The organism is Sphingopyxis bauzanensis (assembly GCF_002205675.1).
Classification (GTDB): domain Bacteria; phylum Pseudomonadota; class Alphaproteobacteria; order Sphingomonadales; family Sphingomonadaceae; genus Sphingopyxis; species Sphingopyxis bauzanensis.
On sequence record NZ_NISK01000002.1, the window covers coordinates 469,850 to 485,828 of the forward strand.

General features: G+C 62.9%; 13 protein-coding genes. 1 reads left to right on the top strand and 12 read right to left on the bottom strand.

All coding sequences use genetic code 11. The features are described 5' to 3' along the window. Window position 1 precedes the first annotated feature (1 nt). Window positions 2–913 carry a non-homologous end joining protein Ku gene (gene ku, locus CDQ92_RS08820; protein WP_088441017.1) on the bottom strand — a complete coding sequence of 304 codons (912 nt, stop codon included), beginning with the start codon at window positions 911–913 and terminating at the stop codon, window positions 2–4. Between the two features lie 325 nt (window positions 914–1,238). Then, window positions 1,239–1,850 carry a glutathione S-transferase gene (locus tag CDQ92_RS08825; RefSeq protein ID WP_088441018.1) on the bottom strand — a complete coding sequence of 204 codons (612 nt, stop codon included), beginning with the start codon at window positions 1,848–1,850 and terminating at the stop codon, window positions 1,239–1,241. A 286-nt stretch (window positions 1,851–2,136) separates the two neighbouring features. On the opposite strand from CDQ92_RS08825, the gene CDQ92_RS08830 reads away from it, so the two are divergent. Continuing rightward, the gene (locus tag CDQ92_RS08830) at window positions 2,137–2,397 is read left to right on the top strand and encodes a helix-turn-helix domain-containing protein (RefSeq protein WP_088441019.1); all 261 of its coding nucleotides are present in this window, start codon (window positions 2,137–2,139) and stop codon (window positions 2,395–2,397) included. Window positions 2,398–2,575: 178 nt separating this feature from the next. Here CDQ92_RS08830 and CDQ92_RS08835 read toward each other — a convergent pair whose 3' ends face one another. From CDQ92_RS08835 to CDQ92_RS08880, 10 genes are all read right to left on the bottom strand, one after another. Further along, window positions 2,576–3,754 carry a Fic family protein gene (locus CDQ92_RS08835; RefSeq protein WP_169714552.1) on the bottom strand — a complete coding sequence of 393 codons (1,179 nt, stop codon included), beginning with the start codon at window positions 3,752–3,754 and terminating at the stop codon, window positions 2,576–2,578. A gap of 278 nt (window positions 3,755–4,032) precedes the next feature. Then, on the bottom strand, window positions 4,033–5,328 hold the full coding sequence (locus tag CDQ92_RS08840) for a sugar MFS transporter (RefSeq protein WP_088441021.1): 1,296 nt from the start codon (window positions 5,326–5,328) through the stop codon (window positions 4,033–4,035). 45 nt (window positions 5,329–5,373) lie between these two features. Beyond that, a complete protein-coding gene (locus CDQ92_RS08845) occupies window positions 5,374–7,857 on the bottom strand; it encodes a glycoside hydrolase family 3 protein (protein ID WP_088441487.1) in 2,484 nt (827 codons plus the stop codon). A 90-nt stretch (window positions 7,858–7,947) separates the two neighbouring features. Next, the gene (locus CDQ92_RS08850; protein ID WP_088441022.1) at window positions 7,948–9,144 is read right to left on the bottom strand and encodes an MFS transporter; all 1,197 of its coding nucleotides are present in this window, start codon (window positions 9,142–9,144) and stop codon (window positions 7,948–7,950) included. Continuing rightward, complete coding sequence (locus CDQ92_RS08855) at window positions 9,137–10,201, bottom strand: LacI family DNA-binding transcriptional regulator (RefSeq protein ID WP_088441023.1); 1,065 nt, start codon at window positions 10,199–10,201, stop codon at window positions 9,137–9,139. Before CDQ92_RS08855 ends, CDQ92_RS08850 begins: the two co-directional genes overlap by 8 nt. Then, window positions 10,201–11,148, bottom strand: a complete 948-nt coding sequence (locus CDQ92_RS08860; RefSeq protein ID WP_229667292.1) for a glycoside hydrolase family 16 protein — start codon at window positions 11,146–11,148, stop codon at window positions 10,201–10,203. Before CDQ92_RS08860 ends, CDQ92_RS08855 begins: the two co-directional genes overlap by 1 nt. After that, the gene (locus CDQ92_RS08865) at window positions 11,145–12,644 is read right to left on the bottom strand and encodes a tryptophan halogenase family protein (protein WP_088441024.1); all 1,500 of its coding nucleotides are present in this window, start codon (window positions 12,642–12,644) and stop codon (window positions 11,145–11,147) included. Before CDQ92_RS08865 ends, CDQ92_RS08860 begins: the two co-directional genes overlap by 4 nt. Further along, window positions 12,641–13,672: a cupin-like domain-containing protein gene (locus CDQ92_RS08870; protein WP_308423608.1), complete on the bottom strand. Its 1,032-nt coding sequence runs from the start codon at window positions 13,670–13,672 to the stop codon at window positions 12,641–12,643. The genes CDQ92_RS08865 and CDQ92_RS08870 overlap by 4 nt, the downstream gene beginning before the upstream one ends. Beyond that, a complete protein-coding gene (locus tag CDQ92_RS08875) occupies window positions 13,665–14,384 on the bottom strand; it encodes a SapC family protein (protein ID WP_088441026.1) in 720 nt (239 codons plus the stop codon). The genes CDQ92_RS08870 and CDQ92_RS08875 overlap by 8 nt, the downstream gene beginning before the upstream one ends. 12 nt (window positions 14,385–14,396) lie before the next feature. After that, window positions 14,397–15,932, bottom strand: coding sequence for a tryptophan halogenase family protein (locus tag CDQ92_RS08880; RefSeq protein ID WP_088441027.1), 1,536 nt, complete (start codon window positions 15,930–15,932; stop codon window positions 14,397–14,399). Window positions 15,933–15,979 lie beyond the last annotated feature (47 nt).

The window sequence follows — 15,979 nt, forward strand, 5'->3', positions numbered from 1 at the left end:
CTCACGCCCGCTTGCGCACAGGAGCCTTCTTCGGCGGCGCCTTCTTGGCCGGTGCTTTCTTGGCCGGTGCTTCCTTGGCCGATGCTCCCTTGGCCGATGCTCCCTTGGCGGGTGGCCTTTTCTTGCCATCAACCGACGCCTTTAGCGCCGCCATCAGATCGATGACGTTCGATCCGCGGCCGGTGTCGGCGGGTTCTTCGACATCTTCCAGCACACGCTTGCCCTTGGCTTTCGCTTTCTTCGCAATCACGCGCTTCAACGCATCGATGTAGTGATTGTGATAATCGGACGCATCGAACGCGCCCGATTTCTTGTCGATCAGCGTTTCGGCCAGATCGAGCAGGTCGGCGTCGGGTTTGGCATTGCCGACGTCGCGGAAATAATTGGCGGCCTTGTTCACCTCGTCGGCGTAGCGCAGCACTTCAAGCACCAGTCCGCGCCCGCACGGCCGCAGCGCGACCAGCTGTTCCTGCCCGCGCAGCGCCAACTGACCGAGCCCGACTTTCTTGGTGCGTTTGAGAGCCTCGCGCAGCACAATGTACGCTTCCTCGGCGAGTTCGTCGGCGGGGACGACATAATAGGGCTTGGTGTAATAGAGCACGTCGATCGCGTCGGTATCGACAAACTGGACGAGTTCGAGGGTGCGCTTGCTCTCCAACTTGACCGCTTCGATCTCTTCCTCATCGAGGAGGACATAATTGCCTTTCGACAATTCAAACCCTTTGACGATCTCGTCATGGTCGATCGCGCCGATGCCGGGCACGATCTTTTCATATTTGACCGGCTTGCCACTGGGTTCGTGGATCTGCCGGAAGGTCACCGCCGCGCCCGATTTGGTGGCAGAATAGATCTCGACCGGGATGGATACCAGCGCGAGCCGGATCTGCCCTTTCCAATATGCACGTGCGGCCATGACTTCTCACCTTCGATAGCAAGAATGCGCAAACCGCATTGCCGTTCCACCGACCCGCGCCAACGCGACTGAAGGCATGAATTAAGATGTGAAAGCAGCACGTTAACACGATAACCTAAAGATAGTACGTCATAATAGCCTAAATTTGATCCTGCACAGTCGCACGTGGAGCTTGCTCGATCGCCACGCGTGTTGGCGTAGCCAGCATATGACAACACGGGCCCGGCGAGTATGTGGTCCCTAGAGCCTGCCGGCATGGCCGTTTACATTTGGTCTGTTATGGATTGGCAAGGATCGAAAGGCGAAGATCTACGGCCTCCCCCTTTCAGCCTTGTCGTGCTGACCAAGGCGCTATTTTGATCATCGCCTGCTCAAACAGCTCCGATGCCACGAGGATTGCCAGCCATTCGCGCACCCTCCGGGGCGCATGGGCTGCGAACCATGGCGCGTCGACGCCGGCGAACTGTCGAACGAAGGGAAACAGGGCGACATCGCTGAACCCGCGCGTCACGCCGTCAAGATAATCCCGCGCTTTCAGCCGCTCGCCGAGCTCCCCCAGCATCGCCAGGCCTGCTGAGCGATGCATCAGCGGATCAACATCGTGACGACCGGCATATTTGTAGCGGTCTAAATGATGTTTGAACGCGCCGTCGAACGTCGCGATCAGCGCCGCGTCGACACGCGGCAGCCAGCCCTCCGGGTCATGCTGGGACAGGGCCCAGTGCATGATATCGATGCTTTCATCGATCACCGTCCCATCCGCCAGAACCAGCACCGGCACGGTTCCCTTGGGCGACGCGGCAAGCATGGCCGCAGGCTTGTCGCGCAGCAGAACCTCGCGATGCGTATAGATCGTCCCACTCATCAGCAACGCCATCCGCGCGCGCATCGCGTACGGACATCGGCGAAAGCTGTAGAGGATAGGGCTGTCGCGCATCGTCGGCGCATAGCCGATCGCCCGGGCTCAGCCAAACTGCGTGCTCGACCTATTTCTTCTGCCCGAGCGGAAACCCGATCTTGAACCCCGCGCAGCCAACTCGCGTAAGCCCACTAACCTTCTTGTTTGCAAGATACTTTCTTTAGACGCTCCGCACGACAGTCAGTCAGCGATGTTTAAGATCGCAGGCACTTGCGGTTAGACTGCGCGTACTGCGACAACTGGCCGATTGCACCTTAACTGCAAGATAGCCTATGATCACGAATAGCAACGGAAAAGGGTAACAATGGGCGCTTCATTTTCAGTGGACGAGCGACGCGAGCACTTTGCTTATTGCGTCCAGCTGTTTGGTGGCACCACTGCGTTCTCGCGGCGCCTTGGCATAGACGAACGGGCCATCCGCCGTTTTATCAATGGCGAGCGGCCTCTTGGTGACGGACTTCTGGAGGACACCGCAAAGGCATTGCGCCTTCTCATTGCTGAAGCAAGCACGGCCGAAGCACAGATCGCTGCCACATTGCGCTTTCCGCCAACCAATCCATCATAGTTTACCCCATGAGACCAGGCGCGATAAGCATTCAGTGCCGGACGGTCAGGACCAGACTACGGAAAATTGTCGGCTGATCCGCTGAAATTGGTTGATTGCCGTGCTTCATAGAGCCAGCCCGTTCGATCTTTATGTCTGACGCGATGGCATCGAAGAGGCAGCTCTTCGATGCCATCTTTCAGAATTCCGGAGCCGCGCCGAACGGCCGATTTACGATTGCCAACACCGCCTCGGCAGCAAAGACGCGATTGCGGCGATAGCCAGTGCGCTCGATCAACACACCCGCTTCAACCAACTGGTTGATCGCGGCCAGTGCCTGAGGCCGTGAAACGCTCAATTTGTCAGCCAGCCGTTTCAGCGTGATCACCGGATAGTCGATGAGCAAATCAAGGGCACGCAGCGAGGCGGATCCCGCGCGGTATTTGCGACGATCCCGCCACTCTTCCGCCAATTGCTGGAGCGCCGCACGTGTTGCGAACAGCTCCTCGACGGTTCCGGTGACAGCATCCGAAAGATAACCGATGAGCGGGGCCCATTCGAGACGCTGCTGCGCAGCCTTGAGGCCGTCATAGTAGCCGGCGCGATTGGCGAAGATATACGGCGCGAGATAGAGCGGAACATATCCTTCGGTCGCCATCATCATCGGCAGCAACAGGCGGCCGATGCGGCCGTTCCCATCGCTGAACGGATGAACCGCTTCGAAATGCGCATGGGCGACCGCCATGCGGGTGATGAGGCTCTGCGTCACCGCCTGCATGCCGTCGCAGCGCATATAGGCTACGGTTTGCTCAAGACAGACGCGGACCTGGTCGGGAGGTGCGGGATTGTAGGTCGACGTCGAGATATGTCCCGCCCCGCCAATCCAGTTCATTTCGCTTTTAAACTCGCCAGGGACGTCCCGATAGTCGGGATCATGCCGCATGGCCTCGCGATGAAGTTCCTGGATCACGTCGATAGTGAAGACATCGCTCCCTTCGCGTGTCGCGCGGGGCAGCATGCGATCGAGGGTCAAGGCATAGTCGCGTACCTGCTGCGCGGCATCGCGCGTTTCGTCGTCATGGTCCTCGATCGTCAGAAGCTCGTTGAGCGTGGAATTGGTGCCCTCAATCGCCGAGCTGTCAACCGCTTCGCGGCGGCTTAGCGTTCGGCTGATGACATAGGGGTCGGACACTTGCGCCGCTAGCGTCTGGACGCGTCCGAGCATTGTCAGGGCGCGGTCATGAGCGGACTGCGCCCCCTGGATCGGGAGGGCGTCCTCGGGCGGAGCCAGGGGTATGACGCCGTAATGGCTGTCATGGGGCGCTGGATAGCGAACCAGTTGCTCGCGAACCGCGTGTGTGAGGTGATTCCTGTGCATTAAGCCTAACCAAGCGAGACGACCCAGACATCTTAGTAAGGTTTAATTTAAAAAACCTCAACAAGAATGTGGTTCTAAGGGTTCTAGTTAGGGATATGAATGGGTCGGAGTGGGGTTACGTTACGGCCAACCATTGCACCTTCAGAGTCTTCTGTGGGTGCCGCCCATGAGGCAACCACAGAAGGCACTTAGGCAATTATCTGGTGCGACTTTCCGGTCACGGCGCGGCCGGGTGGCAGCGTCGACGGCGTTAGGCCGAGTTGTCCGGACCTTTGCCGTTAGCAGGCCGGACGCCGTGCGTAATAGCCGAAGGCAGCGATTACGGCATAGCAGAGCGCGGGGAGCAACAGCGCGGTGGCCAGGCTGCCCGTCAGGTCGGCGATGATGCCGGTGGCGAGCGGCACGACCGCGCCGCCGAAGATCGCGACGTTGATGATCCCCGACCCGTCGGCCGCGCGGCTGCCAAGCTTTTCGGACGCGAGACTGAAGATTGTCGGGAACATGATCGCGTTCATGAGCCCGATTGCCAGTAGGCTGTAGCCCGAGACGATGCCGGTCGTATTGGTCGAAATCAGGATCAGCGTAATCGCACCGATTGCGACACAGGCGAGCAGTTTGCCCGGGCTGACGACGCGCATCACACCCGATCCGATGAAGCGGCCGATCATCGCGCCGCCCCAGTAAAGACCGATCAGCTTGCCCGCAGCCTGTTCCGGCAGCGCCATCACGCCGGGCTGCATCAGATAATTGACCACTAGCGAGCCGATCGACACCTCGGCGCCCACGTAGAGGAAGATGCAGAGCGCGCCGAAGCCGAAGCGCGGACGCCCCAGCAGGTCGAAACCGGCGACCCCCGCGCGCGCCTCATGCTTTTCGCCCTGCAGCCGGTTACGGAACAGCCACACCGCGCCCGCGACGACAGTCAGCGCGGCCGCGATACCCAGATAGCCGTGGACGATCGCCTGGCTTTCGGCGGTGCGATAGGCGTCGAGTTCGACGCCCGAAAGCTGGTCGGCGCTGACCGTCGCGAGGCTGCCGAGGATCAGGATCGATCCGATGATAGGGAAAACGGTCGTCCCCAGCGAATTAAACGCCTGCGCAAAGGTCAGGCGGCTGTGCACAGTTTCGGGCTTGCCGAGAAGCGAGATCAGCGGGTTGGCGACGACCTGGACGATCACGATGCCGCTCGCGAGCACGAACAGCGCAAGCAGGAACAAGCCATAGACCGCCTGCTGCGATGCCGGGATGAAGAGCAGGCAGCCCACGAGCATCGTCACCAGCCCCACGACCGCGCCGCGCATATAGCCGATTTTCTTCACCAGCTTGGCGCCCGGAATGCCGATCACCAGATAGGCGGCGAAGAAGCAGAACTGAATGAGCATCGCCTGCGTATAGTTTAGCGTGAACAGTTCCTTGAGCTTCGGGATCAGCACATCGTTCAGCGACGTGATGCCGCCGAAGATGAAGAACAGCCCCATCACGAACAGCCGCAGCTCGGGCGCATCGACGTGCGTACCCTGCCCTTCGACCGCAACCGGGTCGGTGCTTGACGAAATATCCGGCGCTAAAGCCATGTCGCTCTCCCCTCCCTTTCTCAGCCTAACCCGCGTTCAATCGTGTCAATTCGCGGCCGGCGGGCAGGGTAGATTTTCACCCACCGCCTCGACGTTTGCCTTGAGCAATGTCGCGGCAAAGCCTTTGTCGGCGTGGATCGTCACCGCATTGTCGACCTGCCGCAAATCGGCCCCCGCATCGGCGAAGCAGCGCAGCGGCACCTTAATCGTCGAGACATGGCCGGGCGTCGCCCCCTTGACCGCGGAGGCGATGTCGAACGGTTTGCCACCCAGCGATAGACGCACCGACGCATTGTCGGCCGCATCGATCCGCCAGTCCACACGGAGCGCGAAGCTGTTGTTGAGTTGGCGCGACAAGTCGGCATAGGGTCCGGTCAGCTCGAGCGTCGCGGGGCCGGTCCAGGTAAAGGACTTGCCATCCTCCTGCGCGCGCACGTCGACCGAGCGCGCCGCGATCATGCCGCCGGGGCTCGCAATCGGCCCCGACTCGACTGGGCGCTTGCCGCCAGCATCGGTGATCGACAGCACCCACGGCGACCGCGCGCGGCCACCCGAAAAGAAATTCTCCACATTCAGCACCGCCGCAATGTCGACGCCCAGTTCTTCCGAAAGCTGCGGCAGCATCGTGCTTTCGCCATATTTTAGCCCGTAACCGACCGCGAACTGCGGCTTTTCAATCGGGGAACGCGCATCGGACGGCCAAGCGAAGGGCAATGTGCCGGTAAAGACGCGCGGCGTCTTGCCATCCTTGCCCGCGACGAGCACGTCGGCGACGCCGACGCCCTGCGAGCCTGGCAACCAGCCCGCGACAAAGGCGTCCGAGGCATTGATTTCGGGGTTGGTGAACATCGGCCTTCCCGACAGGAAGAGCGCGACCACCGGAATTCCTGCGGCCTTCAGCTTCTTGAGCGTCGCAAGGTCGGTCGCCTCGACCGGCTGGTAATCGAGCGTCGCGACATCGCCCTGAAACTCGGCATAGGGAGCCTCGCCGAACACGACGATCGCAACGTCAGGCTTGTCCGTGAACGCTGCGTCGGCGGACAGCGTCGCTGCGCCGCCCGCGTCGCGCACCGCCTTGTCGATCGCCTCCCAGATCGTCTGGCCGTTCGGAAAATCGGACCGGACAACGTCGGTGCCTTGCCAACTGATCGTCCAGCCGCCCGACTGGATCGCCATGCTGTCCGCCGCGGGGCCCGTCACGAGCACATGTGCGCCAGGTTTGATTGGCAGAACATTGGCGTTGTTCTTGAGCAGCACGAGCGACTTTGCGACGGCCTCGCGCGCCACTGCGAGATGGTCGGGGGTGCCGACCGCCTTTACGACACTGCGATCGACATGCCCCTGGGGAAACAGGCCGAGCTTATATTTGACGCGCAGGATACGGCGCACCGCATCGTTGAGGCGTGCCGCGGGGATGGTGCCGTCCTTCGCCTGTTCCAGCGTCGTTTCGTAGAGGCCTTTCCAGCTGTCAGGCGCCATGAACATGTCGAGCCCTGCGTTGATCGACTGCGCGCAGTCGGTGACGCTGCACCCGGCGACCTGCCCATGCCCGTTCCAGTCGCCGACGACAAAGCCTGCAAAGCCCATCTTCTGCTTGAGCGCGTCCGTCAGCAATCCCTTGTTGCCGTGGTGCTTGATCCCCTGCCAGCTTGAGAAGCTCGCCATCACGGTCAGCGCGCCGGCGTCGACCGCGGCGGGATAACCCGTCGCATGCTTGGCGATCAGCTCTTTCTCGTCGATCCTGGCATCGCCCTGGTCCTTCCCCTCGAACGTGCCGCCATCGGCGAGAAAATGCTTCGCGGTTGCAGCGACATGGCTGGCGCCGACACTTTTTCCTGTCTCGAGCGGGCCTTGCAACCCGATCACCATGGCCTCGGCATAATCGGCAACTAGCTTGGGGTCGGAGGCATAACCTTCATAGGTGCGCCCCCAGCGCAGATCCTGCGGCACAGCGAGCGTCGGGGCGAAGGTCCATTCGATACCGCTCCCCGCGATCTCGGCGGCGGTCACGGCGCCAATGCGCTGAATCAACTCGGGATCACGCGCCGCACCAAGACCAATATTATGTGGGAACAGCGTCGCGCCGGGAATATTATTATGTCCGTGGACGGCATCGACGCCGAAGATGATCGGAATCGCGACGCCGTTGGCTTGCGGGCGCAACGACACCGCGCGGAACTCGCCGACAAGCTTCGCCCAGTCGGCAGCACTCGAACGCTCGTTGCCGTTCGGCCCGCTATTGCCGCCCGCCAGAATTGATCCGAGCGGATAGGTTTCAAGATCCTTCGGCGTGATTGTGCTGATATCCGCCTGGATCAGTTGGCCGACTTTCTGGTCCACCGTCATCTTCTTTATCAACGCGTCGATCCGCGCCTCAGTCGCGGCGTCGGTGATGGCGACGGGGCTCTTCGCTGTGGGCCAGAGTTCGGGATGGACGGCCGCGGCTTTCGTTTCTGGGGCTTGCGCGGCGGCGACTGCGGTTCCTGCCAGCAGCAGCGCGGTCGCCATACCCATTGCCTGTCGGCGCATCGTCTCTCCCATTCCTCTATTGTGAACGTTATCAACGTCATTTCGCATAGTCGATGGATGAAAGCAAGGGCTCTCTGTTTCCAGGCTATATCAGCGCGGGCGCGGGATCGTCGCAAGCAGCAGCACCGCGATCGCCGATAGCGCCGCGAGCAGCAGGAAAAGCGCATCGAAGCCGAAGCCGGGGACGAGCGAAATCGTCAGCCACGGCATGATCAGCGACGGCATGGTATTGGTGAGGTTGAAGATGCCAAGGTCGCGCCCCCGCCGGTCCGACCGCGGCAGGACGCGCAGCGTCTGGCTGCTATGGAGCGACAGGAACACCGTCGACGCGATGCCGAAGACGAGGTAGCTCGCCTTCGCCGCGTCGGGATCCGTCGCCAGCGCCATTCCGACCATGCCGAGGCTCGACACCGCTGCGGCGGCGACCAGCGGCAGGAAGGGCCGGTTGTTGCGGTCGGCCCAGCGCCCGCTGGCCAAGGCGATCGGAATGGCAATCGTCAGCGCCATGCCGAACAATTGCGCCTTTTCATTGTCGTGCATGCCGGGAGCGACCGAACGGAACCAGAAATAAAGATAAGCGAACAGCGCCGCCTCGGATATCTGGACAAGCAGCCGCGCGAGCCACATTCGCACGGCCGGACCCGTCGGTCGGCGCGGCGCCTTCCCGGCCTCGAGCGCCGCCGGCGGTGCGGTGAGGTCTGGAAAGGATCGCGGGCGCCCGAACAGCAGCACTGGCAAGACCGCCGTCGCCACCAGCAGGCCGATGACCTCGAGCCGTTGCTCCGCCGGCACCAGCCCCGGCCAGGTGACAAGCCACCCCAACCAGGCGCCGAGCGCTGGCGAAAAGGCGAGCAGTCCGCCGAGCAGGCCCTTCTGCTCATCGGGAACGCAGTCGCCAGCCCATGCCGCGAGCGGCCCCAGCATCATATTGAGCGCGAACTGCCAGGCGACGATGATCGCAACCAGCGACCGGATATCCTGCGCCAGCGGAACAACTAGCAGCAGTGCGATCGTCAGGACCAGTCCGGCCAATATCCACCCACGTCGATTGAGCGTCCTGTCGCTGAGCCAGCCGAATCCGATGCCGCCAGCGCTCGCCGCAAGGGCGCCGAAAAAAGTGGCATAGCCGAGCATCTCAACGTCCGCGGCCCCGGCCAAGTCGGTCATGCGCCCGGGCAGCCAGATGGTCAGGAACGGAACATAAGCCATCGCCCCCCCCGCCGATGCGAGCGCATAAAGCAGGAGGAAGAGGTGAGATTGGCGGCGCGGGAGCCCGGCTTCAGCCATGGACGACGACAGGAGGCGCCGCGGTCGAACCGCGCTCGGCAAGGCCACCTTGCACGCGCGTCGGTTCGGTCGGACGCGGCGCGCCGCGCTGTACCGCGATGATCAATTCGACCGCGCGCGACGCCGTTTCCGCAACCGGCTGGTCGACCGCGGTCAGCGGCGGCTGGGTAAAGCGGACAACGGGCGTATTGTCGAAACTCACGATCGACAATTGCCCGGGCACGTCAAGGCCGAGGTCGCGCGCCAACTCCAGCGTCGCGAGCGCCATCTGGTCGCTGCTCGCGATGATCGCGGTCGGCGGAGTGGCGCTGCGCAGCAAATGCCCTGCCGCGTCGGTGCCGGACGCATAGGTGAAATCACCCTCGGCGAGCAGCCCGTCGGTCGCAAGGCCCGCAGCTGCCATTTCGGCTTCCCAGCCATCGATGCGCCAGCGGCTGAGGCTATATTCGGACGAGCCCGCAATGAAACCGATACGCCGATGGCCAAGGTCGATCAGGTGCCGCGTCGCACGCCGCGCCGATCCCTCGTCGTCCATCGTCAGCGCGATCCCCGCCGAACCGCCGCGCGATCCGATGCGCGCGAACGGGATCTTCTGCTGGTCGAGCAGGCCGACGATCAGCGGATTGTCCGAATGCGGCGGGGTCAGGATGACGCCGTCGGGCTGCAGCGCCGCGATCGCCGCGCGCAGCTCGCGCTCCACATGATCATTGTGGGTATCGACCAGCTCGAAGATCATCCGGTAGCCATATTCGGCGCATTTCAGCATGCCGCCGAGCAACATCTGGTCAACCCAGTCGACGCCCTGCCGACCCTGCCAGTCTGCGATCGTGCGTTCGCGGTCGTTGATCGCGAGGATCAGATAAGATCGCGATCCGCTCATCCGCTGCGCCGCGATCGAGGGCACGTAACCGAGTTTGTCGATCGACGCCTGCACGCGCTCCTTCATTTCGGGACGGACGTTGGGCTCGTCGTTGATGACACGACTCACCGTCTGCAGCGACACGCCAGCGTCGGCTGCAACATGCCTGATCGTGACCGACTGCCGCCGACGCCCCATTATTTTTCTTGATCCCCCGTGCTGCCGCAATCGCTAACCACATCACCGCCACATTGCCAGACTCGCACCCAATCTATTTCCATCATTTTCGGATAGCCGCTTTCATCCACGCCTTTCAGCCCGCGCCCCTCGGCGAGCCCGCCGCCGACCGCTAGGTTCAGGATCAGGTGAAAGGGCCGATCGAACGGCGCGGCGGGATCGCCTGATCCGCTTGTCGACCACTCGCCCGCGACGCGCGTCGCATAGGATTTGCCGTCGACCGTCCAGACAATTTTTCCTTTTTCCCAGACGAGGCCGAAGACGTGGAATCCGTCGAGCGGCGCGGGAAGCGCAGTCTCGTCGCCTTTATATTGATTGTCCGGCCATTGCCCGCCGAAATGCAACGTGCCGAGGACGCGGTTCTCGATTCCGCCGGCGCATTCGTCGCACCGCACGCCGAGGTTTACCGCTTCCAATATGTCGATCTCGCCCGAAGCGGCCCAGCCGCCATAACGGCTATCTTCGGGCAGCATCCAGATCGCAGGCCACGTTCCCTGCCCCTGCGGCAGCTTCGCGCGCACTTCGATCTTGCCATAGGTCCACGCCGCCTTGCCGCGCGTGACGAGCCGCGCGGAGGTAAACGGCTTCGTTGCCAGCGCCGCCGCTTTTTCGGCGTCGCCGCGCTGCGACAAGGGAAAGGCGGGCCCGGTCATCGCCTCCTTACGCGCGGCGATGACCAGCTTGCCGTCCTTGATCGCGGCATTGACGGGCCGGTCGGTATAGCATTGGCGTTCGTTGTTTCCGCCTCCCCAGCAATCGACGTCGAAATCCCATTTACCCCGGTCGATCGCGGCGCCGTTGAACTCGTCCGACCAGGCAAGCTGCCAGCTGCCATCGGCGGGCTCGTGCGCCGCTGCCCCGCCCCCAAACGTGGCCGCCAGCATCAGGATCGTCGCAACGCGGATCATGCCGCCTTCGGTGCCTCCGCCCCGCAGTAACGCGCAACATAGGCATGATGCTCGGGCAGCGTCGCGACGGTCTGGGCGATATTGTCGCGGATCGTCTGGAACAATCGCTCGACCTCGTCGTCGCGCAGCTTGTCGGCGATCGGGTGATAGGATTGCGGTTCGATCCCCTGCCCCATCATCACCTGCACCCAGCTGTTCTCCGCGAACAATTCCTCATATTTGCGGAACACGCGGCCGGTTTCGCGGAACAGCTCGATCTTCTGCTGCAGCGAGTCCGGGACCGGCATGTTCGCGACATGGCGCCAGAAGGGGCTGTCGCGGCGGTTGGTCGCCTTGTAATGCAGCACGACGAAGTCGCGAATCTGCTCGATGTCGAGCCGCTGCTGGTCGTTGAACTCCTGCGCGTCGCGTTCGCTGACGCGTCCGTTCGGCATCAACCGAATGAAGCGTAGCACCGCTCGCTGGATCAAATGCACCGTCGTCGCCTCGAGCGGCTCGACGAAGCCGCCAGATAGGCCGACCGCCACGCAGTTGCGATACCATTGCCGCCGCCGCACGCCGCCCTTGAACTTGATGTCGAACGGTTCGATCAACGGTTCGCCGACGCTGCGCATCAAACGATCATAGGCCTCGTCGCGCGACAGATAGCCGCTTGTATAGACGATGCCGGCCCCCATCCGGTGCTGGAGAGGGATACGCCATTGCCAGCCGGCGTCGTGCGCGATCGCCTGCGTATAGGGCTGCGGCAGGCCGACATGCTTTGCCTGCACCGCAATCGCGCTGTCATTCGGCAGCCAATGACTCCAGTCTTCGAACCCGGCATGCAGCGCGCCATCGATCAGCAGGCCGCGAAAGCCGGTGCAATCGACGAACATGTCGCCTTCGATCCGCCGGTCGCCGTCAAGATGCAGCGCCGCGATATCGCCATTTTCGTCGTTCAGTTCGACGCGCGCGATCTTGCCCTCAACGCGCTTGCAGCCATCGGCCTCCGCGAGCTTGCGCAAATAGCGACCGTAGAGCGTCGCATCGACATGATAGGCGTAGTTCATCCGCTCTTCGGGCAAGTGCGCAAACTTGCCCTGCATCGCCGCAACCAGTTCGAGGCAATAATCGGCATAGGGCTGTTCATGCCCCCGCTCGCGCGCGTTGAGCCAGAAATGCTGGAAGCCCGCCGACCAATGGTCTTTTCCCGACAGGCCAAAGCTATGGAAATAGCTGTCGCCGTCGTGCTTCCAATTGTCGAAGAGGATGCCGAGTTTGAAGGTCGCCTGCGTCGCGCGCATGAATTCGGGTTCGGGAATGCCGAGGATGCGGTTAAAATTGACGAGCGGCGGGATCGTGGACTCGCCGACCCCGATCGTCCCGATCTGTTCGGATTCGACCAGCGTCAGATCGACGGTCTGGCCCATGGTGCGCGCGATCGCCGACGCCATCATCCAGCCGGCGGTTCCGCCGCCCGCAATGACGATGCGCTGGACCGGTTTCTTGTCGCTCATTTACTCAAAGCCCTCAGCAAGAAGGCGCGCAGCCGCCCGGCCGTCTCGGAGGTGAGCGGGGCGAGAATGCTGCGCGCGGTTTCGGGAATATGATCGGTGACGCGGCCGTCGTTGTCGAAGACATAATGGTCGAACTGCTCGCGCCAGATCGCCTTGTCCTCGGCCGGAAGATCGCGGATCGCGAGGATCGCATGGTTCAGGGCCGCCTGCGGCTGGCCGAGCCACGCGGGAGTACGCCGCCACCAGTAATTGACGAGGATATTGAAGTCCGCCAGCCCCTCGACATGATGCCACCACATCGACGGGATGAAGATCGCGTCGCCGGGTTCCAGCTCGACCGTCAGCGCCTCGGCCATCGCATTGGCGTAGCGCGGGTGCGCAGCGAGGTCGGGCGCGTCGAAATCGACCATGCTGACGACCCGGCCGGCGGGCGTATTGTCGATGGGACCAAGATAGAGATTGCGGAACGCGCTCGGTGGGAACAGCGTGAAACGGCGGCGGCCCGCGGCACAGCAAGCGAGATTGTCGGGAAAATCATTGTGCGCGGCGATCTTGGTGCGTGTCCCAATCCAGATGCTTTGCAACGGCTCGCGGTCGCCGAGTTCGATGGAATTCGCCTCTTCGAGCCCGTCGAAATGCGATGGGATATCGATCGAAGCGAGATAGACGGTGCGATTTTCGCCCAGTTCCTCCGCGGTGTCGATGCCGGCGAAAATGTCCGCGAGCTTGCCCGTGCCGATCCGGAAATTCATTTCCATTTCCGAATCGTAGAATAGCCGCCCATCGTGCCCCGGCGGGCCGATCGACACCTTGAACGGTCGCTCGCGCGCATGATCGAGCAGATAGCGCCGTGCGGCGCGCCCGCCTCTCGTGCCCGCCGCGACCAACGGCCAGTCGGCGACAAGGCCGCGCAGGACGAAAGGTTCGCGCGCGCCGTCGAGCAACGCGTCGATCCCCGCCCCCTCGTTCCATTCGCGCTCGGGCACGCAGGCGAGCCGATCGGTGAAGGAGCTGCCCTGTTCAGCCACCGCCAAGCCTGCGGTTCTTGCGCGCGACGAGCACTGACAGCTGCGACAGCGAGGCGAGCGCCATGAACATCGGCATCAGATGCCCCGCAGCGTGCAAGGCGCCAAGCACCTCGGCGTCGAGAGCGCGCAACCTGGCTTCATCGATGATGTGGAAGCCGACGAGCGAGTGGATCGATCCGTCATCGAGCGTCACCTCGAGACTGAAGGGTTCGAGCAGCTCATAGGCAAGCAACGCATCGTAGAAGGAAGCGCTCTCTCGATAGCCTTCGTCTAGGTCGCCGAGCCGCTCGACAATGTCGTCGAGATAGGGCGTCGGCTTGCCGTCGGCGTCGAACAGCCGAACTCCTTCACTCGCTGCGGCGATACGCGGATGGTCCATGTCGATATGCACCTGGCCCGGACCGTCGCCGCTTGCCGGACGCCCGATCAGGAACGGCTGGATCGCAACCGACAGCGGGCGATAGCGCGCATCCCAGCGATCACCGTCGAGAAACAGGTTTTCGCCATTCTGGAATCCGAACATCGCCAGCGCCGAAAAATCGTCGCGCCCCGTCTCGCGGCGGAAGAGAATCGGGAAATGCGCCTGCACCCGCCGAAACTCGCTCGGGACCGTCAGCGTCGCCATGATATCGTCGCCGAGGTCCGCGCCCGCATCGGTGCGGATGCGCAGTTCGCGGTGGGTGTTACTGTCGAGAACGGCGTGGCGAGGCATCAAATTCCTTTCCTATCGCGCCGCTGCGGTACTGACAGCAGGGTGCAATGCGTCGAGATAATCGCGATTGGCGGGGAGTGCTGCGGCAAGCGAACGCCCGCGCTGGCGTGTTTCGGCAAGCAACCCTGTCGCCCGATCGTTTGCGGTCATGTTGGCGGGCACCGGATAGCCCATGCCATAAAGGATATATTGGTGGCTTTCGGCCGAGAAAATCTCGTCGACGCGCGGGAAATCCCATATCGAGGGAGGCTGGTCGCGCCATAGCTCCAGCATCCCGGCCAGCCGCGGCGGGATATGGGCAGGGTTGCGTTGCTCAAGCCAATAGGCTTCCGGACGCCGGCTGAGCGCATAGTGAAGTTTGAGGAATTCGACGATGCGGTCCCAGCGATAGCGGAACAGCTCGTTGAACCGGTCGGCATGGATCGGCATCGCCGCCCGGCTTGCCGGAAAATTGTCGATCAATGCATTGAGCGACAATTCGATCAGCACGATGGCCGAGGCTTCGAGCGGTTCGATGAAGCCTGCCGACAGCCCGATGGCCAGGCAATTGCCCTGCCAAAATCGAGCGCGGTGCCCGGTCGGGAAGCTCAGGCGGCGCGCCGACACTTCGGGCGCGCCGGGCAGGACGCGGGCGATATAGGCGCGCAGCGCCGCCTCGGCGGCATCGTCGTCCATGAAGCGGCTGGCATAGACGCAGCCGATACCGCGCCGACCCGGCAGGCCGATATCCCAGATCCAGCCCGCGGCATGCGCGGTCGATACGGTTTGCGACGCGATCGGGCTGCCGGGGGCAACGGGCACTTGTGCCGCGAGCGCGCGGTCGTTGAACAGGATATCGCTGCGATCGATCCACTCGACACCAAGCTCGCCGCCGATCAAGAGCGACGCATGCCCGCTGCAATCGATGAAGAGATCGCCAGCGACATCGCCGTGCTGACGCGTCGCAACCGACGCGATGCCGCCGTCCACGCCGCGCGCCACCCCGACGACATGGTCCGAAATATGCCGCACGCCAAGTTTGCGAACGGCGTGCGATGCAAGCAGCGCCGCAAATTTTCCGGCGTCGAGATGATAGGCGTAATTCGCCGCGCCCTGATACTCGGGCATCGCGCGTTGCCGCGGCGCGAGGTCGAGGTCGCAGACTTGCGCCTGCGCGGTCATCGCCGCCGCAAACGGCAGGTCGGGCGCACTCGTTTGCCACGCCGCGAGCAGGCCGCCGATCGGCGCAGTCGGCGGCGAAGTAAACGGATGAAGATAGCGATCGCCCGCTTCGCCCGTCACCCAGCCGTCGAACCGCGACCCCTGTTTGAACGATCCATCGCAGGCCGCCAGAAACTCGGCTTCGCCGATCCCGATCGCAGCAAGCGTGGCGCGCATCGTCGGCCAGGTTCCTTCGCCAACGCCTATGGTTGGAATATCGGGCGCCTCGATCAAGGTGACCGATAGGTGGCCCGCCGTCGCACGGGGCGAACTGGCGAGGCGCGACGCCGCGAGCCAGCCGGCGGTGCCGCCGCCCACGATGACAATCCTCTCGATCGCTTCATTCATTGCCGTCAATCCTAAGCCAGCTTGCCGCCATCGTCACGCAAAAGAGC